Raw genomic sequence first — 20,636 nt, 5'->3', positions numbered from 1 at the left:
CGAGATCCCGGAGGGCGGCGTTTCCCTTAGAATTGAGGGACTATGGCGAAGAACACCTCCAACACGCCCTCGGAGAGCGCTCCGAAGAAGGCGAAGAAGCCGAACAGCTTCCAGCAGATGATTCAGGTCTTCCAGATGACCCGTCGGGCGGACCCGAACGTCGTCTGGCTCATGGCGTTGGCGTTCCTCGTCCTCGTGGGCGCGAGCCTCCTGGTCGGCTTCATCCTCGAAAACTGGGTCACAGGCCTGATCATCGGCATCCTGCTCGGCATCCTGGCCGCCGTGCTGATTCTGAGCCGCCGCGCCGAGCGCGCGGCCTTCTCCCAGATCGAGGGCCAGCCCGGCGCGTCCGGCGCCGCGCTCAGCACGCTTCGACGCGGCTGGATCGTCGAGGAGCAGCCCGTCGCCATGAACCCGCGCACGCAGGATGTCGTCTTCCGCGCGGTGGGACGCCCCGGCGTCGTCCTCGTCACGGAAGGTCCGTCCAGCCGCGTCCGCGCTCTTGCGGACGGTGAGCGCAAGCGCCTGGCGCGCATCCTGCCGAACGTGCCGATCCATGTGATCGAGTCCGGCCGCGGCGATGGCCAGACGCCGATCGACAAGATCGCCAAGTCCATGCAGAAGCTCAAGCCCGAGCTCACGAAGGTCGAGGTCCAGGCGGTCAACAAGCGCCTCGCCTCCCTCGGCACTCGGCTCCCGATTCCCAAGGGGATCGACCCCACGCGCGTGCGCCCCGACCGTCGCGCCATGCGCGGCCGCTGACCGAGCCGCGCGCAAAGGCACGGCGGCTCTGCCGTCAGACCGTACTCAAGGAGGCCCGGACACCATGTCCGGGCCTCCTTGGCGTCACGACCCCCTGGGGGCGACGCGTCGCGTTCGGTTCGGCGCGTTCACATCCGGACGAGGACGGTCTTCGCGGCCTTGTCGTGCAGGCCCCTCTGGTCGACGTCGAACACGACGGCCGGGATCACGAAGCACAGCAGGACTGTCCGCAGGACCGCGGCGGAGAACCCAGCGGCGCCCCCTCCGAGGCGCATCACTTTGAGCCCCATCAGCCGGTGTCCGAGCCCGTAGCCGACGGTCCCCACCAGGAGAATCTGCTCGACGGCGAAGATCCCCAAGGTCACGAGCGAGTCGCCGTGGAAGAACGCCGTCGAGATGAGGAGACAAGCCGCCCAGTCGACGCACAGCGCGATGACGCGCCGTCCCGGACGGGCGATCGACCCCGGGCCGGACCGCGGAAGGCCGAGCGCGCGGCCGGGGTAGTGACCCGGCTCGGTCGGCAGGCCGCTGATCCACGAACTGAAGTCTCTGCGCTCGATCACCGGACAAGTCTAGTTGGCGGCCTTATGAGCATTGGTCCGTGAGTATTGGTCCGTGAGCATTAGTCCTTGAGCAGTGTCGCATCGAGGCGGTCGTGATCGTAGAAGTGATGAAGCCGCCCCACCTGGGGTGGCCCGAGAAAGGGAGTGGAACCATGAGCACCACCTTCACTGTCGACTTCTTCTGCAGCGTCGACGGCTACGGCTCCGCCGCGGGCTGGCCCGGGTACTGGGGCAAGGAAGGCCCCGAGCTGATCGAGGACCGAGTGCGCACCTTCGCGCAGGACCAGGTGCTCGTGTTCGGCGCGACAACGTTCCGAGAGTTCCGGAAATTCGTCGCCGAGTACGACGAACCGTACTACGAGAGCCTCAACGACCTGCCGAAGATCGTGTTCTCCCGCACGCTCGACCCGGGGGCGCCAGGGTGGCAGAACACCACCGTCTTGAACGAGGACGCAGTGACCGCGATCGAGCGGCTGAAGCGCACCACCGACGTGCCGATGCGCTCGCACGGCAGCGTCTCGCTGAACCGCACGCTGCTCGCTGCCGGCCTCGTCGACCGGCTCGAGGTCATGATGTTCCCCGCCATCACCGGCCACGCGGGCTACGCCGCTCTCTTCCAGAACGGCGCGGAGTTCGACCTGGACCTCATCGAGTCCACCGTGCTGGACGGCCGAACTGTGAAGCTTGTCTACGAACCGCACGTCCACCATGGGATTCCAGAAGGCGTTGGACCGCAGCCCCGCAAAGCCGGCTGATCGCCAACATCGAGGAGGCGTGCCGCGGGTTTGTCGACATGACATCCGGCTCTGCATAACGGCCCTGTTACGCCCGGCACTTGGCTGGCCGCCGCCCCACGGCCTAGCGTAGGGCGCGATGGCGGGGATGTAACCTTGCCGAAACAATGTGGACACTGCCGGGAAACTCCGCGTTCGTAGGCTGGGTGCCGTTGCAGCACGGCGCCTGCCGCGCGGCCATGATTGCCTGCGCTCCGTATGCGCCCGGCGCGTGCCATTCCGATCTGTAAGGAGAACAGATGTTCAAGTCTGCGGAGGAAGTCCTCAAGTTCATCAAGGACGAGGACGTCAAGTTCGTCGACATCCGCTTCACCGACCTGCCCGGCATCCAGCAGCACTTCAACGTTCCCGCCAAGACGGTGGACGAGGAGTTCTTCGTGAACGGCCAGCTGTTCGACGGCTCGTCCATCCGCGGCTTCCAGGGCATCGCCGAGTCGGACATGCAGCTCATCCCGGACGTGACGACGGCCTACGTCGACCCGTTCCGCGTTGAGAAGACGCTGGCGCTCAACTTCTCGATCGTGAACCCGCGCACGGGCGAGCCGTACCACCGCGACCCCCGCGGCGTGGCCGAGCGCGCCGAGGCCTACCTCGCCTCCACCGGCATCGCGGACACGGCGTTCTTCGCCCCCGAAGCCGAGTTCTACGTCTTCGACAACGTCCAGTTCGAGTCGTCTCCGCAGGGCTCCTTCTACAAGGTCGACTCGATCGAGGCTCCGTGGAACTCGGGCCGCGAGGAAGAGGGCGGCAACCTCGCCAACAAGACCCCCTTCAAGGGCGGCTACTTCCCCGTCTCACCGATCGACCACCAGGCCGACCTCCGCGACGCCATGGTCCTGAACCTCGACGCCGTGGGCCTCGAGGTCGAGCGCTCCCACCACGAGGTCGGCGCCGCTGGCCAGGCCGAGATCAACTACCGCTTCTCGACGCTCGTCCGCGCCGCGGATGACCTCCAGAAGTTCAAGTACGTCATCAAGAACACGGCAACCGAGTGGGGCAAGGCCGTCACGTTCATGCCGAAGCCGATCTTCGGCGACAACGGCTCCGGCATGCACTGCCACCAGTCGCTGTGGAACGGCTCCGAGCCGCTCTTCTACGACGAGAAGGGCTACGCGAACCTCTCTGACTTGGCTCGCTGGTACATCGGCGGCCTCCTCAAGCACGCCTCGGCGGTCCTCGCGTTCACGAACCCGACCGTGAACTCGTACAAGCGCCTCGTGAAGGGCTTCGAGGCTCCGGTCAACATGGTCTACTCGCAGGGCAACCGCTCGGCCGGTATCCGCATCCCGATCACGGGCACGAACCCGAAGGCCAAGCGCATCGAGTTCCGCGCTCCGGACCCGTCCTCGAACCCGTACCTCGCGTTCGCGGCCCAGCTCATGGCCGGCATCGACGGCATCCGCAACCGCATCGAGCCTCCGGCCCCGATCGACAAGGACCTCTACGAGCTCCCGGCCGAGGAGGCCAAGGACATCCCCAAGGCTCCGGGCTCGCTCGAGGAGGCACTCGACGCGCTCGAGGCCGACAACGAGTTCCTCCAGTCCGGTGGCGTGTTCACCCAGGACCTCATCGAGACCTGGATCGCCTACAAGCGCGAGAAGGAGATCGCTCCGCTCTCGCTGCGACCGAACCCCTACGAGTTCGAGCTCTACTTCGGCGTCTGATCCCGCCGGGAGCTGACCCAGGCAGAGGCGTGGAGAGTCCGCGCGGGCCGCTGGCATCGACTGCTGGCAGCCCGTGCGGACTCTTCTGCATACGGACCGGGCTGCGGACGCCCGCGACGCTGAGGGTCGCCCGCACGGGCGGGTCACGACAGGCCTTTCGGACCTAGAAAGAACCTTCTGTCTATAGCTAGGTTTTCGAGTGTGAGCCAAATCATCGCCGACGGCGAGACCGTCGTTGCCACAGGCATCGTCCCTTCCGAGACGGCGGGAGATTGGCCGATCGCGCGGCAGGTGCTGGCCATGATCAGCGAGCTCCTCGAGGTGCCCGGCCTGGGCGACGGCGACCGGGCCGCGCTGCGCGGCCTCGTCGACAGGTACGGCCCACGCTGAGTCCTGCACCCACGCGTGTCGGCTTTTACATGTACAGCGTTCAGGCGGTACGGTGACACGGCGCACAGAAGCCTTCGGGCTACGGTGCGTCGGCGCGCCCGGTCCACAACGGGCAGAGCACCGGGCGCGCCGTTTCCCCCGTTCAGGGCGAGAGCCAACTGAAGGGGTCAGCCCGCGAGCGTTGTGAGGATGGCGACGGCGTCCCCCACGGCGGTGACGTCGTGGCTCGGCCCCGGCAGCACGGCGAGCTGTCCCGCCTCGAGCCTCGTCTCCATCTCCCCCGAGCTCACGACCAGCGAGCCCGAGAGCACCTGCAGCGTTGCCGATTCCGGCTTCGCGTGCTCGCCGAGGGACTCGCCGTCGAGGATCGCCAGGAGCGTATGGCGAAGCCGGCCGTCATGGGTGAGCGCCCGGGCACTGCGGCCGTGGGGGTTCGCGCGGGCCCGTCGGAGCTCCTCCGCGGCGACGTGCGGCACATCGATCAGGTCGTGGACCACGATGATCCCTCCTCGCTGCGGCCGCCGGCGCTACCGGCCGACCGCGTAGAACCTCTCCTCGAAGACGTGCCGCGCCCGGCGGGTGAGCTGAAGGTACCGCTGCTCGAGCGCCGTCGCCTGTCCTGGAGCGTACCCGCACCACCGAGCGACCGCCTCAAGGTCACGGCGCGAGGCGGGCAGGAGATCGGACGCGCGCCCCGTCCACACGACGTTCGCACTGCGGATCCGGCTCGCGAGGCGCCACGTGTCGGCGAGCAGCCTCGCCTCCGCGTCGTCCAAGTACCCCAGCTCCGCCGCCGCGCGCAGGGCGGGGATCGTCGCCGTCGTCCTCAGCTCGGGCCGCTCCGCAGCGTGCTGGAGCTGGATGAACTGGACGAGCCACTCGACGTCGCTCAGGCCGCCGCGCCCCAGTTTGAGGTGGCGCGCGGGATCCGCGCCGCGAGGCAGCCGCTCGGCCTCCACCCGCGCCTTGATCCTGCGGATCTCCGTGACATCCGCCGCGGACAGCTCGCTCGGGTAGCGCACGCTGTCGGCGAGCGCCATGAAGTCGGCCGCGAGCCCGTCGTCGCCCGCCATGGGGCGCGCCCGCAGCAGCGCCTGCCATTCCCACACGAGCGCCCATCGCCGGTAGTACTCGGCGAACGAATCGAGGGACCGCACGAGGGGCCCGGACTTGCCCTCGGGGCGCAGGTCCGCATCAAGCTGAAGGACGCGCTCGGCCCGGACGGCGGGCTTGAGCGGTTGCGTGAGGAGCCCGTTCAGGGAGGTCACGATCTCGGTGGCCTGCCTCTGGGCAGCCGCCGGGTCGGCGCCCGGAAGCGGGCGGTGGACGTACATGACGTCCGCGTCCGAGCCGTAGCCGATCTCCCGTCCACCCTGCCGGCCCATGGCGACGATCTGCACATTGGTCAGGAGGGGCCCGCGGGCCGCCGCCTGATCCTCGGCCACGCGAAGCGCTCCCAGCACCGCAGCCTGATCCGCATCGGCGAGGGCCCGGCCCACCTCGTCCTGATTGAGCAGGCCCGCGCTGTCGGCGATCGCGATCCGCAGGATCTCACGGCGCCGAATGAGCCGGACGAGCCGCATCCGCGCGGTCGGGTCGTCGTGGCGGGAGATCTTGGACTGGATCTCCTGCCACTGCACCTCGAGCGGGACGGGCGCGAGATCCTTGTCGTGCCCGAGCCAGGCCACCGATTCCGGAGACACCTCGAGGAGATCGGCGATGAGTCGCGAGTCGGCGAGCACGTGGCACAGCCGCTCGGCGGCCGCCGCGGAGTCCCGCAGCATGCCGAGGTACCAGTGGGTCGTCCCGAGCGTCTCGCTCACGCGCCGGAACGCCAGCAGCCCCGCGTCCGGGTCCACGCCCTGCGCGAGCCAGTCCAGGAGGACCGGGAGGAGCTGGCGCTGGAGCGCCGCCCGGCGGCTCACTCCTGCCGTGAGCGCTTCGATGTGACGCATCGCGCCCGCCGGGTCCTGATAGCCCAGGGCCGCGAGGCGGCCCTGAGCCGCCTCGGGCGAGAGCTTGGCGTCCTCGGGGCTCATGTTCGCCACCGCATTGAGGAGCGGCCGGTAGAAGATGCGTTCGTGCAGTTCGCGCACTGCGCGCTTGGTCCGATGCCACGAGTCGAGGAGCGATTCCGGAGACGCCTTGGCCGAGTCCATGACGCCTTGGACGGCGCGCGCGAGCGCCCGCAGCGCGTCCTCCTTGACGGGCATGAGATGCGTGCGGCGAAGATGCGCGAGCTGGATGCGATGCTCGAGCAGGCGGAGGCGGCGGTAGGACGCATCGAACTCGGCGGCGGCGGTGCGGCCGATGTACCCGCCGGCCGCGAGTGCCGCGATGGCCGAGGTCGTGTCCCGCACGCGCAGCGACTCGTCGGTGCGGCCGTGCACGAGCTGCAGCAGCTGGACGGTGAACTCCACATCGCGCAGCCCGCCGGGTCCGAGCTTGATCTGCCGGTCCGCCTCGGCGGGCGGTATGTGCTCCGTGACGCGGCGCCGCATCGCCTGGACTGACTCCACGAAGCCGTCCCGGCCCGCGGATGCCCACACGAGCGGGGCCACGGCCTCCTCGTAGCGGCGGCCGAGCTCGCCGTCGCCCGCTATGCAGCGGGCCTTGAGGAGCGCCTGGAACTCCCAGCTCTGCGCCCATCGCGCGTAATAGGCCAGGTGGGAATCGAGCGTCCTGACGAGCGGGCCGTCCTTGCCCTCCGGCCGGAGGTTCGCGTCGACCTGCCACAGCGCCGGCTCGCGCGCCGTCCCCCACACCGCGCGGGTGAGACCTGTTGCGAGGGCCGTCCCGATCTTCACGGCGAGCCCATCGTCGAGGCCCTCCGGCCCGGGCTGGTCCGCGCCGACAACATAGATAACGTCCACATCGGAGATGTAATTGAGTTCGCGCGCCCCGCACTTCCCCATGCCGATGATCGAGAGGGCGACGGCGCCCACCTCTTCCGCGGTGAACGTCGCCGCCGCTTCGGCACGGGCGACGGCGAGGCCCGCCTCGAGCGCCGCGGCCGCGAGGTCCGCGAGCTCAGCCGCTGCCGCGGGGAGGAAGTCCGTGGGCGATGCCGCGCCCAGATCGCGGATCGCGAGCTCGCACAGGTGCCTCCTGTAGCGGACGCGGAGGGCCTCGTGCGCGTCGGCGCCCATCCTCGACGCCACGGGGCGCCGCGCGGCCGGGTCCGCGCCGACGGACCGGAGGAGGGACACCCGGAGGTGCTCAGGGTCCGCCCCGGACGGCTCCGCGGACGGCGGCGCGTCGAAGACGTCGAGGTGCTCGGGCCGCCGGATGAGGAACTCCGCGAGGGCCTCCGAGGCCCCGAGGAGGCGGAAGAGGGGTTCGCTGCGGGAGGGTCCCGCCTCGACGACGCGGCGGAGACTCGGATCCTTCTCGAGCAGCCGGACGAGCGCCACGAGGGCGGCGTCAGGATCCGGGGCCACCGCGAGTCCCTCAAGGAGCACGTCCTCGTCGATCCCCGCGACCTCGGGGGCCCCGAGGAACCGCTCCGCGCGTTCGGGATCGGACGAGCCGAGGGCGATGAGCCGCCGGGCGAGGCTGGGCGCCATGGCGGCCTAGAGGATGCTCAGATTGCGGTGCAGCTCGTAGGGGGTGACCTCGAGACGGTACTCGTTCCACTCCTGGCGCTTGTTCCGCAGGAAGTGTTCGAAGACCTGCTCCCCCAGGATCTGGGCCATGAGCTCGGAGTCCTCCATGGCGCCGATGGCGTCGTGAAGGCTCGAGGGCAGCGGCGAGTGACCCAGGACGCGGCGCTCGGCCGAGCTGAGCGACGAGATATCGTCCTCGGCAGCGGGCGGGAGCTCGTACTCCTCCTCGATGCCCTTGAGCCCTGCGCCAAGAAGCACGGCGTAGGAGAGGTAAGGGTTGGTTGCGGAGTCGATGCCGCGGTACTCGACACGGGCCGACTGCCCCTTGCCCGGCTTGTACAGCGGGACGCGCACGAGCGCGGAGCGGTTGTTGTGGCCCCAGCTCAGGTAGCTCGGCGCCTCGCCGCCGCCCCAGAGGCGCTTGTACGAGTTGACGAACTGGTTCGTCACGGCCGTGAACTCGTTCGCGTGGCGCAGGAGCCCGGCGATGAAGTGTCGCGCCGTCTTCGAGAGCTGGAATTGCGCCCCGGGCTCGTGGAACGCGTTCGAGTCGCCCTCGAAGAGGGAGAAGTGCGTGTGCATGCCGGAACCCGGGTACGCCGTGAACGGCTTCGGCATGAACGTCGCGTACGCGCCCTGCTGGATCGCGACCTCCTTGACCACCGTGCGGAACGTCATGATGTTGTCCGCGGTCTGGAGGGCGTCGGCGTAGCGCAGATCGATCTCGTTCTGGCCGGGGCCGCCCTCGTGGTGGCTGAACTCGACCGAGATCCCGACGGATTCGAGCATGTTCACCACGGTGCGGCGGAAGTCCTGGGCCACGCCGCCCGGGACGTGGTCGAAGTAGCCGCCCTGATCGATCGGCAGCGGCGCGCCGTCGGGGCCGAGCTGGTCCGACTCGAGAAGGTAGAACTCGATCTCCGGGTGCGTGTAGCACGTGAAGCCCATCTCGGCCGCCTTGGCGAGGGTCCGCTTGAGCACGTTGCGGGGGTCCGCTAGCGAGGGCTCGCCGTCCGGCGTCAGGATGTCGCAGAACATCCGTGAGGTCGGCTCGGTCTCGCCTCGCCAGGGCAGGATCTGGAAAGTCGAGGGGTCCGGCTGCAGGAGCATGTCCGACTCGGACACGCGGGCCAGGCCCTCGATCGAGGAGCCGTCGAAGCCGAGGCCCTCCTCGAACGCCCCTTCAACCTCGGCCGGAGCCAGCGCGACCGACTTGAGCGAGCCGACCACGTCGGTGAACCACAGTCGGACGAAGCGGACGTCGCGCTCCTCAATGGTGCGGAGCACGAATTCCTGCTGACGATTCATGAAAGGTCTCCCTTGCGAGTTCAGGCCCTTGCGCGCTTCCCCCACTCTACTCAGCTTCGACTAGTGTCGTCCGTATGGCCCCCACCACGTCACCCGAGTCCCCGGCCCCCTACGGATCCGGTCCCCAGCACGCCGGAACCGGCGCCACGACGGGCCGCACCGCAGGCCGCGTGCGCATTCACCACCTCGCCGCCGCGAAGGAGCGCGGAGAGCGTTTCGCGATGCTCACCGCGTACGACCAGTACGCGGCCCAGATCTTCGACGAGGCGGGAATCGAGGTCCTCCTCATCGGCGATTCGGCCGCGAACAACGTCTACGGGCACGAGACGAGCCTCCCTGTCACCGTGGACGAGCTCCTCCCCCTCTGCCGCGCCGTCGCCCGCTCGGCCCGTCACGGGCTCGTCGTCGCCGATCTGCCGTTCGGAAGCTACGAGGCCTCCCCCGCCCAGGGCGTGGAGACCGGGGTCAGATTCCTCAAGGAGGGCCTCGCCCACGCGGTGAAGATGGAGGGCGGGGCGTACTACGCCGATACTGTCCGGGCGATGGTCCAGGCCGGCATCCCCGTCATGGCGCACATCGGCTTCACCCCCCAGAGCGAACACGCCCTGGGCGGCTACCGCGTGCAGGGAAGGGGCGACGACGCCGAGCGCCTCATCGAGGACGCCAAGGCGCTCGAGGCCGCCGGCGCCTTCTGCGTGCTCATGGAGATGGTCCCGGCCGAAACCGCTGCGGCGGTCGACGCCGCCGTCCGTGTCCCGACCATCGGCATCGGGGCCGGCGCGGCCACAACCGGGCAAGTGCTCGTGTGGCAGGACATGGCGGGACTCCGCGGCGGCGAGGGCACGCGGATCGCGAAGTTCGTCAAGCGCTACGCGGACCTGCGCGGAACGCTCCTGGACGCCGCGCGCCGCTACGGCGACGACGTGCGCTCCGGCACCTTCCCGGGGCCAGAGCACAGCTTCTGAGGGGCGTCAGCCCGCCAGACCAGCCCTAGTCGTTGTCAGACCAGCCCTAGTCGCCGTCCGACGCGCCCTAGTCGTTGTCCGACCAGCCGTTGCCGTCCGCGTCCGACGGATCCCAGGCGCGGTTGCGCTCCTTGACCTTCTCGAGAGCGTGCTCGGCCTCTTCGCGGGTCGCGTAGGGCCCGATGAGCTGGGTCCAGTCACTCATCGCGTCCTCTTCGACCTGATGGGTCCGGACGTTGTACCAATACTGCGCCATGCGGCTCGTCCTCCTGTGCGCCGAGTACACTCAGCCTATGCCTTCTCCGTCAACCACGGCACCCGTCGGCACGCTCGTGCCGGGGACCGTCTCCCCGATGCGCAAGGTGCCCGACTCGATCCCCAGGCCGGGCTACGTCGGCAAGGACGGGCCGGAGGCCTACGACGGCAACGACGTCTACACGCCCGAGCAGGTGGAGCGCATCCGGGCCGCGAGCAGGATCGCCGCCCAGGCCACGGCCGAGGTCGGCCGGCACATCCGCCCCGGGATCACGACCGACGAGCTTGACCGCATCGGGCATCAATTTCTCATCGACCACGGCGCGTACCCGTCGACCCTCGGGTACCGCGGATTCACCAAGTCCCTGTGCACGTCCCTCAACGAGGTCATCTGCCACGGGATCCCGGACTCGACCGTCCTCGCCGACGGGGACATCATCAACATCGACGTCACGGCCTACAAGGACGGCGTCCACGGCGACACCAACCACACGTTCCTCGTCGGGGACGTCGACGAGGAGTCGCGACTGCTCGTCGAGCGAACCCAGGAGTCCCTGCGGCGCGCCATCAAGGCGGTCGCTCCCGGGCGAGAGATCAACGTGATCGGGCGTGCGATCGAGTCCTACGCCAAGCGGTTCGGCTACGGCGTGGTCCGCGACTTCACGGGACACGGCGTCGGCGAGGCCTTCCACTCGGGCCTCATCATTCCGCACTACGACGCCGCCCCGGCGTACCGTCGGGTCATGGAACCGGGCATGGTCTTCACGATCGAGCCCATGCTCACCCTCGGAACCATCCAGTGGGACATGTGGGAAGACGGCTGGACGGTCGTGACGCGCGACCGGCGGCGGACCGCCCAATTCGAGCACACGCTCGTCGTCACCGACTCGGGCGCCGAGGTCCTGACGCTCCCCTAGACCCGCCGGCTGCGCGCCACGCCGTCCGTCGAGACCGCTATACCCACCGAAGAACCCCTCCAACTCCCCGCGAGAGGCAGAACGCATGTCCAAGAGCGACAAGAAGCACAATCACCTCATCGGCATCGACATCGGGGGCACCGGCATCAAGGGCGGCATCGTCGATCTCAAGAAGGGCAAGCTCGTGGGTGACCGCGTGCGCATCGACACGCCTCAGCCTGCCGCGCCCGAGCCGGTCGCCGGCGTCGTCGCCCAGATCGTCGAGGACCTGAATTCGCGCGACGACGCGCCCTCCAAGGACCTGCCGATCGGCATCACGTTCCCGGGCATCATCCAGCACGGCGTCTGCCACTCGGCGGCCAACGTCGACAAGAGCTGGATCGACTTCGAGATCGACAAGTTCTTCACGGAGCACCTGGACCGCCCGGTCGAGGTCATCAATGACGCCGATGCCGCTGGCCTCGCCGAGGTGCGCTACGGCGCCGGCAAGGGCGTCGACGGCACCGTCCTCGTCATCACCCTCGGCACTGGCATTGGCTCGGCCTTCGTCTTCAACGGCCAGCTCGTGCCGAACGCCGAGCTCGGCCACCTCGAGATCGACGGCTTCGACGCGGAGACGAAGGCCTCTGCCGTGGCACGCGAGCGCGAGGGCATCGGCTGGGAGGACTACAGCGTGCGGCTCCAGCGCTACTTCTCCCACGTCGAGTTCCTCTTCTCCCCCGAGCTGTTCATCGTGGGCGGCGGGATCTCGAAGCGCGCGGACGAATACCTCCCGCGGCTCAAGCTCCGGACGCCGATCGTTCCTGCCGAGCTGAAGAACGAGGCGGGCATCGTGGGCGCCGCCCTCCAGGTCGGCATTCACCACAAGCTCCACAAGTAGACATCATGCGAAAAGGGGCTCGGCGATGCCGGGCCCCTTTTCGCATGCCTGCGCGCCCGCCGTGCCTGCCCTCCCTCAGGCGGCCGGTCAGCCCCGGTGCCCCAAGGTGCCCGGTCAGCCCTGGGCGTGCTCCGCGGCCAGTGCATCGGCCTGCTCGGAGCGCAGGAGGGAGATGGCCGCCTCGAAGTCTTCGAGGGATTCGAACGACTGGTAGACACTCGCGAAGCGCAGGTACGCGACGTGGTCGAGCTTGCGCAGCGGGCCGAGGATCGCGAGGCCCACCTCATGCGCGTTGATCTCGGCCGCGCCGCTCGAACGGACCGCCTCCTCGACCTCCTGGGCGAGCATGGCGAGGTCGTCTTCGGTGACCGGCCGGCCCTGGCAGGCCTTGCGCACGCCGTTGATGACCTTGCCGCGGCTGAAAGGTTCGCCCACGCCCGAACGCTTGATCACGGTGAGACTCGTCGTCTCGATCGTCGTGAACCGACGGCCGCACTGGGGGCACTGCCTCCGGCGGCGGATCGACGCGCCGTCGTCCTGGATGCGGCTGTCGACGACGCGCGAGTCCGGGTTACGGCAGAACGGGCAATACATCTCTCGATTCTACGGGCGACGGCCCGGAGTCACCAAGGAATGACTACCACATGTAGTGGTCGCCCCCACTAGGGGCGGTGATCGAACCGGCGATCAACCGCGTCGCCGTGGGCGGGCAGATCCTCCGCGTCGGCGAGGCTCCTGATGTGGGGGGCGACGGCGCTGAGCGCGGACGAGCTGTAGTCCACCACTTGGATTGCCTTGAGGAACGTCCCGACGTTGAGACCTGACGAGAACGCGGCCGTGCCGCTCGTCGGCAGCACGTGATTCGAGCCCGCCGTGTAGTCGCCGAGGCTCACCGGGCTGTAGTCGCCCACGAAGATCGCGCCCGCGTTGCGGACCCGCGCCGCTACCGCCGCGGCGTCCTCCGTCATGACCTCGAGGTGCTCGGCCGCGTAGGCGTCGCACACTGCGACGCCGGAGTCGACGTCGTCCACGAGCACCGCGCCCGACTGCCGCCCGGAGAGTGCGGTGAGGACTCGATCCCGGTGCTTCGTGCGCTCGGCCTGGTCGGCGAGGCATTCGCGGACCGCCTCGATGAGCTCGGGCGAATCCGTGATGAGCACGGACCCAGCACGGGTGTCGTGCTCGGCCTGGCTCACAAGATCGGCCGCGACGAGCTCGGGACGCGCGGTCGCGTCCGCGAGGATCGCGATCTCGGTCGGCCCCGCCTCAGCATCGATCCCGACGACGCCCTTCACGAGCCGCTTTGCCGTCGCGACGAAGATGTTGCCCGGCCCGGTGACGACGTCCGTCGGCTCGATCGCCGGGAGGACGCCGGCCGAGTCCGACCCGGAGGGGATGCCGTACGCGAACGCGACGACGGCCTGCGCGCCGCCGATCGCGTATACCTCGTCGATGCCGAGCAGGGCCGCGGCGGCGAGGATCGTGGGGTGCGGGAGGCCACCGTTGTCCTTCTGCGGCGGCGAGGCGAGCGCGATCGAGCCCACCCCGGCGGCTTGGGCGGGCACGACGTTCATGACCACCGACGACGGATAGACCGCGAGGCCGCCCGGCACGTACAGGCCCACGCGGTGCACTGGCACCCAGCGCTGGGTGACGACGGCGCCGTCGCCCGGGCGGACGGTGACGTCCTCGGGCAGCTGGGCGGCCGCAAACAGCCGGGCCCGGCGAATCGACTCCTCGAGCGCCGCGCGAACGGCCGGATCGAGCGTGCCGAGCGCGCCGGCGATCGCCTCGGCGGGCACGCGCGGGTGGCGCTGGGTCACGCCGTCGAACTTCTCCGCGAGGAGCGAGAGGGCAGCGAAGCCTCCCGAGCGCACGTCCGAGATGATGCCGTGCACGGCGTCCTCGACCGCCGAGCCCTGCTCAGGCTCGAGGCGCGGCACCACCGCGCGCAGCTCGGCGAGGCTGAGGCTCCTGCCCCTCAGATCGATCGTGCGGAACTCGAGGGAGGGGGCTGCAGAGGTCACCACCCCAGTCTACGGTCCCGTCTGGGCGTTGGGCGTCGGGCCGCGGGGAGCCGGGGCGGACGACGGCGGCGCTCACCGAGGGCGGCCGAGCCGAGGCACGCGTGGGTAGGCTCACGCCGGGTGGGCTTACGGCCGGGTGGGCGGGCTCAGGGTCGGGTGGGCGGGCTCCAGAGGACCGTGACGAGCCCGAGGACGACGACGGCGACGATCCCCGGCCACAGCGCGAGGGCGCTCAACGCGTGGAGGCCGAACGCCGAGCCGTCGACGCTGGGGTCCGACCGCGACGACCCGAGCAGCTGGCCGAGGCCCACGCCCGTGAGCCACATGAGCACGCTTCCGGCGCCCGAGCCGACAAGGCCTGCGAGGTAGCGCCCCGCGAAACCGAAGCGTTCGTGCGCCCGGACCGCGAAGACCACGACGACGACCGCCGCCACCGCTGCCAGCCCGACAAACACGAAGTCGCGCGAGATCCACTGGCCGAAGTCCGAGCCGTCCCCATACAGCCGGCCGCCGGGGGCCGCGAGCCACCAGGCCACGCCGAGCACGGGCCCGGCCGCGGCGGGCAGCGCGAACCACCGGATCATCGTGGCGAGGCTGGGCAGGAGGCGCTGCGCCGGCGCGGCTTCCATCACGTCCCCCTCCTCACGCATCGAGGCACGCGGGACCGAGGAGGACCTTGAGGTCGCCGAACAGCGCGGGGTTCGGATTCACGCGCAGGTGAACGCCGAGCTTCATGACCTCGATGCTCCGTGTCCCGTGCAGCCTGAGCTGCACTTCGCTGTGCCCCGGGTGGGTCTTGAGGACCTCGCCCAGCCGCGTGACGATCCGCTCGGTGGCCTTGTGGGTCGGCATCGAGATGACCACCGGACCACCGTCGGCCTGGCTCAGGTCCGGCACCGTGAGCTCCATCGCGCTGAGCGTCACGGCGCCGTCGTCCCGGCGCTGCAGACGGCCCTTGATCACCACGATGAGATCCTCGGCCAGGATCGAGGAGATCGGGCCGTAGACCTGCCCGAAGAACATGACCTCCATCGACGCGCCGAGGTCTTCGATCTCTGCCCGCGCGTACGCGTTGCCGCTCGCCTTCGCGATGCGGCGGCTCAACGACGTGATCATGCCGGCGATCGTCACGATCGAGCCGTCCGCGGGGCCCTCGTCCGAAATGAGCTGGGAGATGGCGTGGTCGGCATGCCCCTCGAGCACGCCCTCGAGGCCCTGCAGGGGGTGGTCCGAGACGTACAGTCCCAGCATGTCGCGCTCGAACGCGAGGCGGTCCTTCTTCTCCCACTCGGGGAGATCCGGGATCTCGACCGCGAGGCCGGCGCCGAGCGAGCCGTCGCCGCCGTCGAACGCGCTGAAGAGGTCGAACTGGTTGGCCGCCTCGTTGCGCTTGAGTACGATCACGGCGTCCACCGCCTCCTCGTGCACCATGGCGAGCGAGCGGCGCGGGTGCCCCAACGAGTCGAAGGCACCGGCCTTGATGAGGGATTCGATGGTCCGCTTGTTGCAGACGACGGCGGGCACCTTCTGGAGGAAATCGCTGAAGCCCGTGAACGCGCCCTTCTCCGAGCGCGCCTCGACCATCGAGTGGACCACGTTCGCCCCGACGTTGCGGATCGCGCCCATTCCGAAGCGGATGTCGCTGCCGACAGGAGTGAAGTTGAGCTCGGACTCGTTGACGTCCGGCGGAAGGACAGTGATGCCCATGCGACGGCATTCGTTGAGGTACATCGCGAGCTTGTCCTTGTCGTCGCCGACGGAGGTCAGGAGCGCGGCCATGTATTCGGCCGGATAGTGTGCCTTGAGGTACGCCGTCCAGTACGAGACGACGCCGTAGGCCGCGGAGTGGGCCTTGTTGAACGCGTAGTCGGAGAACGGCAGCAGGATGTCCCAGAGGGTCTTGATCGCCTCTTTGGAGTAGCCTCGCTCGAGCATGCCGTTCGAGAATCCCTCGAACTGCTTGTCCAGCTCGGACTTCTTCTTCTTGCCCATGGCGCGGCGCAGGATATCGGCCTGCCCGAGCGAGTAGCCCGCGAGCTTCTGAGCGATGGCCATGACCTGCTCCTGATACACGATCAGGCCGTAGGTCCCGCCCAAGATGTCCTCGAGTGGCTCCGCGAGCTCCGGGTGGATCGGGGTGATGTCCTGCAGGCCGTTCTTGCGGAGCGCGTAGTTCGTGTGCGCGTTCGCACCCATCGGACCCGGCCTGTAGAGGGCCAGGACGGCGGAGATGTCCTCGAAGTTGTCCGGGCGCATGAGCTTGAGGAGCGAGCGCATGGGGCCGCCGTCGAGCTGGAAGACCCCCAGGGTGTCGCCACGCGCGAGCAGCTCGTAGGACGCCACGTCGTCGAGTTCGAGCCGCTCGAGGTCGAGCACGTGGTCGCGGTTGAGCTTGATGTTGTCGAGGGCGTCCGTGATGATCGTGAGATTCCTCAGGCCGAGGAAGTCCATCTTGATGAGGCCGAGGCCCTCACACGTCGGGTAGTCGAACTGCGTGATGATCTGGCCGTCCTGCTCACGGCGCATGATCGGGACGATGTCGATGAGCGGGTGCGAGGACATGATGACGCCGGCGGCGTGGACGCCCCACTGGCGCTTGAGCCCCTCGAGGCCGAGGGCCGTCTCGAACACGCGCTGCGCGTCCGCGTCCGAGCGCAGCAGCTCGCGCATCTCCTCGGCCTCGCCGTAGCGCTTCGCCTCGGAGTTGTGGATGTCCGCGAGAGGCATGCCCTTGCCCATGACGTCCGGCGGCATGGCCTTCGTGAGCCGCTCCCCCACGGAGAAGGGGTAGCCGAGCACGCGCGAGGAGTCCTTGAGGGCCTGCTTGGCCTTGATGGTGCCGTACGTGACGATCATCGCGACGCGGTCGTCTCCATACTTCTCGGTCACGTACTTGATGACCTCGGGGCGGCGGCGATCATCGAAGTCGACGTCGAAGTCGGGCATCGAGACGCGGTCCGGGTTGAGGAAGCGCTCGAAGATGAGGCCGTGGGCCAGCGGATTGAGGTCGGTGATGCGCATGGCGTAGGCGGCCATCGAGCCCGCGCCGGACCCGCGTCCCGGCCCCACGCGGATACCGTTGTCCTTCGCCCAGTTGATGAAGTCGGCGACGACCAGGAAGTAGCCCGGGAATCCCATCTGGGTGATAATCCCGATCTCGTATTCGGCCTGCTTGCGGACATCGTCCGGGATGCCCTGCGGGAATCGGTACTGAAGCCCGCGCTCGACCTCCTTGACGAACCACGACTCCTCGTTCTCCCCCTCGGGGCAGGGGAAGCGCGGCATGTAGCTGGCCTTGGTGTTGAACTCGACGTTGCAGCGCTCGGCGATGAGCAGGGTGTTGTCGCAGGCCTCGGGATGGTCGCTGAAGATCGCGCGCATCTCGGCCGGGGACTTGAGGTAGAACTCGTCGGCGTCGAACTTGAACCGCTTGGGGTCGGCGAGCGTCGAGCCGGACTGGACACACAGGAGCGCGGCGTGGCTCGAGGCGTCCTCGGCGTGCGTGTAGTGGAGATCGTTCGTCGCGACGAGCGGGAGTCCGAGGTCCTTCGCGAGCTTGATCAGATCGGCCTGGACCCCACGCTCGATGTCGAGCCCGTGGTCCATGACCTCGCAGAAGAAGTTGTCCCGGCCGAAGATCTCGCGGAACTCCGCGGCCGCCTCCCGGGCCTCCCGATACAGGCCGAGCCGGAGCTTCGTCTGGACCTCGCCGGACGGGCACCCCGTGGTCGCGATGAGGCCCTTCCCGTAGGTCTGGAGGAGTTCGCGGTCCATGCGCGGCTTGTACAGGTAGCCCTCGAGCGACGCGAGCGACGACATCCTGAAGAGGTTGTGCATGCCCTGGGTGGTCTCGGCCCACATCGTCATGTGCGTGTAGGCGCCGGCACCGGAGACGTCGTTGCGGCCGCCGTCGCCCCAGCGCACTCGGGTCTTGTCCTGGCGGGCGGTGCCCGGCGTCAGATAGGCCTCGACTCCGACGATCGGCTTGATGCCGGCGTCGGTGGCCTTCTTCCAGAAGTCGAAGGCCCCGAAGACGAAGCCGTGGTCCGTCGTCGCGACGGCGTTCATGCCCAGTTCCTCGGCGTGACTGAACAGATCGCCCAGCCGCGCCGCGCCGTCGAGCATCGAATACTCGGTGTGGTTGTGGAGGTGCACGAACGAACCGCTGGAAGTCACCGCACCAGTCTAGGCTCGGTGCGCGCCCGCTCCGCGCTGCCGCGCCGGTCGCTCCGAGCGGGCCGGGACGGTGGGCGCAGGGTCAGTTGCCGCGGAGGGCGTCGATCGCGAACTGGAGGTCCGCCGGGTAGGGGCTCGTGACCTCGACCCATTCGCCGGTACGGGGGTGCGCGAAGCCGAGTCGGTGCGCGTGGAGCCACTGCCGCGTGAGCCCGAGGTCCGCGGCGAGGCGCGGATCCGCTCCATACGTCAGGTCCCCGGCGCAGGGATGGTGCAGGGCAGAGAAATGAACCCTGATCTGGTGGGTCCTGCCGGTCTCGAGGTGGACCTCGACGAGGCTCGCCCGGCCGAACGCCTCGAGCACCTCGTAGTGCGTCACCGAATCGCGGCCGTCCTCGACGACGGCGAAGCGCCAGTCATAGCCCGGATGCCGTCCGATGGGCGCATCGATGGTTCCCTCGAGGGGGTCCGGGAGGCCCTGGACCACGGCGTGGTACACCTTCTCCACCGTGCGTTCCTTGAACGCGCGCTTGAGCACGGTGTAGGCGTGCTCCGTCTTCGCGACGACCATGGCGCCGGACGTGCCGACGTCGAGCCTGTGGACGATCCCCGCGCGCTCGGGAGCGCCGGACGTCGAGATGCGGAAGCCATCCGCGGCGAGGCCGCCCACGACCGTGGGGCCGACCCAGCCGGGGGACGGATGCGCGGCGACGCCCACAGGCTTGTCCACGACGACGAAGTCCTCGTCGTCGAGGAGGATCTCGAGGCCGTCCACGTGTTCTACCACCACTTCCAGGGGATCGCGCTGCTCTGGCGCGTCGATATCGAGCTCTGCGCCGACGCTCAGCCGGTCCGACTTCCCGAGGGGCTTGCCGTCCATGTGCACGTGGCCGCTCGAGAGGATCTGGGCTGCCGCTGATCGTGAGAGCCCGAGGAGCGCGGCGAGGCCGGCGTCGGCCCGTGCCCCGGCCAGTTCTTCGGGGACTGTGTGCCGCTCAGGCACCCGGCGTCCCCGGCCGCTCTTCCCCGCCGGACCCCGTGCCCGCAGCGGGGCCGTCGGCCCTCGCCTCGTGCTTCGCGTGGCGGGTCCCGTCGGCGCCGATCCCGAGAAGAGTGAGCAGGCAGATGAGCGCCACGCCGCTCACGACACACGAGTCGGCAACGTTGAAGATCGCGAAATTCGGCAGCTGGATGAAGTCGACCACGTGGCCCATGCCGAATGAAGGCTCGCGGAACAGGCGGTCCGTGAGGTTGCCGAGGGCGCCGCCGAGGACGAGCCCGAGCGCAACGCCCCAGCCGATCGACCGAACCCGCCGCGCATAGACGATGATCGCGACCGCCACGACCGTCATGATGATGCTGAAGACCCACGTCACGTTCTCGCCAATCGAGAACGCGGCGCCCGAGTTGCGGATGTAGTACCAGTGCACGAGCGGCGGGATGACGGCGATACGGTCGCCCTCCGTCATCGTGCTCGTCACCCAGAGCTTGGTGAGCTGGTCGGCGAGGTAGGCCACGACCGCAAGGGCGGCGAGCACACCAATCGCCCGCCACGCCACGCGGCCACGCGCGGCGGGCGGCGGCGCCGCGTCCTGTGAGGGCGGCGTCGGGGTGGAATTGTCCATGCTGTTTTCCCTTGGCATGCCGAAGCCGGCGACCGCGTGAAGTGCGGCCGCCGGCTCAGACGAACTTCTGACTTAGACCTCGGCGTTGTCGGGGATCTCGTTCGACACCACAGACCCGCGGGCGTCGAGATCGCGCAGCTGACCCTCGATGTAGGCCTTGAGGCGAGCGCGGTAGTCGCGCTCGAAGCCGCGGAGCTGCTCGACCTTGCGCTCGAGGACCGAGCGCTGCTGCTCGAGGGCACCGAGAGTCTTGCGGGACTTCTCCTGAGCCTCGCTCACGAGGCTGCTCGCCTCGATCTGGGCCTCGGCGATGATCTTGTCGCGCTGGTCGACGCCGTCCTGGACGTGCTTGTCGTGCATCTGCTGTGCCATCGCGAGGAGGCCTGCGGCGGACTCGGCCGTCTGCGTGACAGACGACGCCGAGGTCGCGGCGGGGACCGGCGCGGGAGCCGGAGCGATCGGGGCCGGCTTGGCGACCTCGGCCGGCTTGGCCTCTTCGGCAGCCGGCTTCTCCGGTGCCGAGACGCCGCCCTTGGAGGTGAGCTCGGCGACCTTCTTACGGAGCTCGTCGTTCTCCTGGTTCAGCCGACGCAGCTCAATGACGATCTCGTCAAGAAAGTCATCAACCTCGTCCTGGTCGTAGCCCTCGCGGAACTTGGTCGGCTGGAATCGCTTGTTGACGACATCTTCTGGCGTCAGAGCCAT

The 20,636-nt window shown here is 68.9% G+C and carries 19 protein-coding genes; 7 read left to right on the top strand and 12 right to left on the bottom strand.

Annotated elements, in window-relative coordinates:
* Positions 1-42: 42 nt before the first annotated feature.
* On the top strand, positions 43-762 hold the full coding sequence (locus E6A26_RS05215; RefSeq protein ID WP_136610142.1) for a DUF4191 domain-containing protein: 720 nt from the start codon (positions 43-45) through the stop codon (positions 760-762).
* 128 nt (positions 763-890) lie between these two features.
* On the opposite strand, the gene E6A26_RS05210 is transcribed toward E6A26_RS05215, so the two are convergent.
* On the bottom strand, positions 891-1,325 hold the full coding sequence (locus E6A26_RS05210) for an RDD family protein (RefSeq protein WP_136610141.1): 435 nt from the start codon (positions 1,323-1,325) through the stop codon (positions 891-893).
* Between the two features lie 152 nt (positions 1,326-1,477).
* On the opposite strand from E6A26_RS05210, the gene E6A26_RS05205 reads away from it, so the two are divergent.
* From E6A26_RS05205 to E6A26_RS05195, 3 genes are all read left to right on the top strand, one after another.
* A complete protein-coding gene (locus E6A26_RS05205) occupies positions 1,478-2,080 on the top strand; it encodes a dihydrofolate reductase family protein (RefSeq protein ID WP_136610140.1) in 603 nt (200 codons plus the stop codon).
* Positions 2,081-2,358: 278 nt separating this feature from the next.
* Positions 2,359-3,783 carry a type I glutamate--ammonia ligase gene (gene glnA, locus E6A26_RS05200; RefSeq protein ID WP_136610139.1) on the top strand — a complete coding sequence of 475 codons (1,425 nt, stop codon included), beginning with the start codon at positions 2,359-2,361 and terminating at the stop codon, positions 3,781-3,783.
* Positions 3,784-3,984: 201 nt separating this feature from the next.
* A complete protein-coding gene (locus E6A26_RS05195; protein ID WP_136610138.1) occupies positions 3,985-4,173 on the top strand; it encodes a RidA family protein in 189 nt (62 codons plus the stop codon).
* A 167-nt stretch (positions 4,174-4,340) separates the two neighbouring features.
* Here E6A26_RS05195 and E6A26_RS05190 read toward each other — a convergent pair whose 3' ends face one another.
* The 3 genes from E6A26_RS05190 to E6A26_RS05180 are packed head-to-tail and all read right to left on the bottom strand — an operon-like array spanning position 4,341 to position 9,086.
* Positions 4,341-4,670, bottom strand: a complete 330-nt coding sequence (locus E6A26_RS05190) for a HutD family protein (protein WP_136610137.1) — start codon at positions 4,668-4,670, stop codon at positions 4,341-4,343.
* A gap of 30 nt (positions 4,671-4,700) precedes the next feature.
* A complete protein-coding gene (locus tag E6A26_RS05185; RefSeq protein WP_136610136.1) occupies positions 4,701-7,739 on the bottom strand; it encodes a bifunctional [glutamine synthetase] adenylyltransferase/[glutamine synthetase]-adenylyl-L-tyrosine phosphorylase in 3,039 nt (1,012 codons plus the stop codon).
* A 6-nt stretch (positions 7,740-7,745) separates the two neighbouring features.
* A complete protein-coding gene (locus E6A26_RS05180) occupies positions 7,746-9,086 on the bottom strand; it encodes a glutamine synthetase family protein (protein ID WP_136610135.1) in 1,341 nt (446 codons plus the stop codon).
* A gap of 74 nt (positions 9,087-9,160) precedes the next feature.
* On the opposite strand from E6A26_RS05180, the gene panB reads away from it, so the two are divergent.
* Positions 9,161-10,051, top strand: a complete 891-nt coding sequence (panB, locus tag E6A26_RS05175; RefSeq protein WP_136610134.1) for a 3-methyl-2-oxobutanoate hydroxymethyltransferase — start codon at positions 9,161-9,163, stop codon at positions 10,049-10,051.
* 67 nt (positions 10,052-10,118) lie between these two features.
* Here panB and E6A26_RS05170 read toward each other — a convergent pair whose 3' ends face one another.
* On the bottom strand, positions 10,119-10,337 hold the full coding sequence (locus tag E6A26_RS05170) for an SPOR domain-containing protein (protein ID WP_268815209.1): 219 nt from the start codon (positions 10,335-10,337) through the stop codon (positions 10,119-10,121).
* A 7-nt stretch (positions 10,338-10,344) separates the two neighbouring features.
* Here E6A26_RS05170 and map point away from each other — a divergent pair, with 7 nt between their 5' ends.
* Both map and ppgK read left to right on the top strand, forming a co-directional pair.
* Complete coding sequence (gene map / locus E6A26_RS05165; protein ID WP_136610132.1) at positions 10,345-11,223, top strand: type I methionyl aminopeptidase; 879 nt, start codon at positions 10,345-10,347, stop codon at positions 11,221-11,223.
* Between the two features lie 85 nt (positions 11,224-11,308).
* The gene (gene ppgK / locus E6A26_RS05160; RefSeq protein WP_136610131.1) at positions 11,309-12,103 is read left to right on the top strand and encodes a polyphosphate--glucose phosphotransferase; all 795 of its coding nucleotides are present in this window, start codon (positions 11,309-11,311) and stop codon (positions 12,101-12,103) included.
* A 114-nt stretch (positions 12,104-12,217) separates the two neighbouring features.
* On the opposite strand, the gene nrdR is transcribed toward ppgK, so the two are convergent.
* From nrdR to E6A26_RS05125, 7 genes are all read right to left on the bottom strand, one after another.
* Entirely contained in the window at positions 12,218-12,697 is a 480-nt protein-coding gene (gene nrdR / locus E6A26_RS05155; RefSeq protein ID WP_136610130.1) for a transcriptional regulator NrdR, read from the bottom strand.
* 68 nt (positions 12,698-12,765) lie between these two features.
* A complete protein-coding gene (gene hisD / locus E6A26_RS05150; RefSeq protein ID WP_234865076.1) occupies positions 12,766-14,130 on the bottom strand; it encodes a histidinol dehydrogenase in 1,365 nt (454 codons plus the stop codon).
* A 146-nt stretch (positions 14,131-14,276) separates the two neighbouring features.
* Positions 14,277-14,762 (bottom strand): hypothetical protein, encoded by a 486-nt coding sequence (locus E6A26_RS05145; protein ID WP_136610128.1) that lies wholly within the window; start codon positions 14,760-14,762, stop codon positions 14,277-14,279.
* A gap of 10 nt (positions 14,763-14,772) precedes the next feature.
* Positions 14,773-18,306, bottom strand: coding sequence for a DNA polymerase III subunit alpha (gene dnaE / locus E6A26_RS05140; protein ID WP_136610127.1), 3,534 nt, complete (start codon positions 18,304-18,306; stop codon positions 14,773-14,775).
* A gap of 82 nt (positions 18,307-18,388) precedes the next feature.
* A complete protein-coding gene (locus E6A26_RS05135) occupies positions 18,389-19,309 on the bottom strand; it encodes an RluA family pseudouridine synthase (RefSeq protein WP_136610126.1) in 921 nt (306 codons plus the stop codon).
* Positions 19,302-19,931, bottom strand: coding sequence for a signal peptidase II (gene lspA / locus E6A26_RS05130; RefSeq protein ID WP_234865074.1), 630 nt, complete (start codon positions 19,929-19,931; stop codon positions 19,302-19,304). Before lspA ends, E6A26_RS05135 begins: the two co-directional genes overlap by 8 nt.
* 72 nt (positions 19,932-20,003) lie before the next feature.
* On the bottom strand, positions 20,004-20,636 hold the full coding sequence (locus E6A26_RS05125; protein WP_136610124.1) for a DivIVA domain-containing protein: 633 nt from the start codon (positions 20,634-20,636) through the stop codon (positions 20,004-20,006).

The organism is Sinomonas albida, assembly GCF_004919045.1.
GTDB lineage: Bacteria > Actinomycetota > Actinomycetes > Actinomycetales > Micrococcaceae > Sinomonas > Sinomonas albida.
Note: the sequence above shows the minus strand (reverse complement) of the source record. Positions and strands in the feature narration are given on the sequence as shown.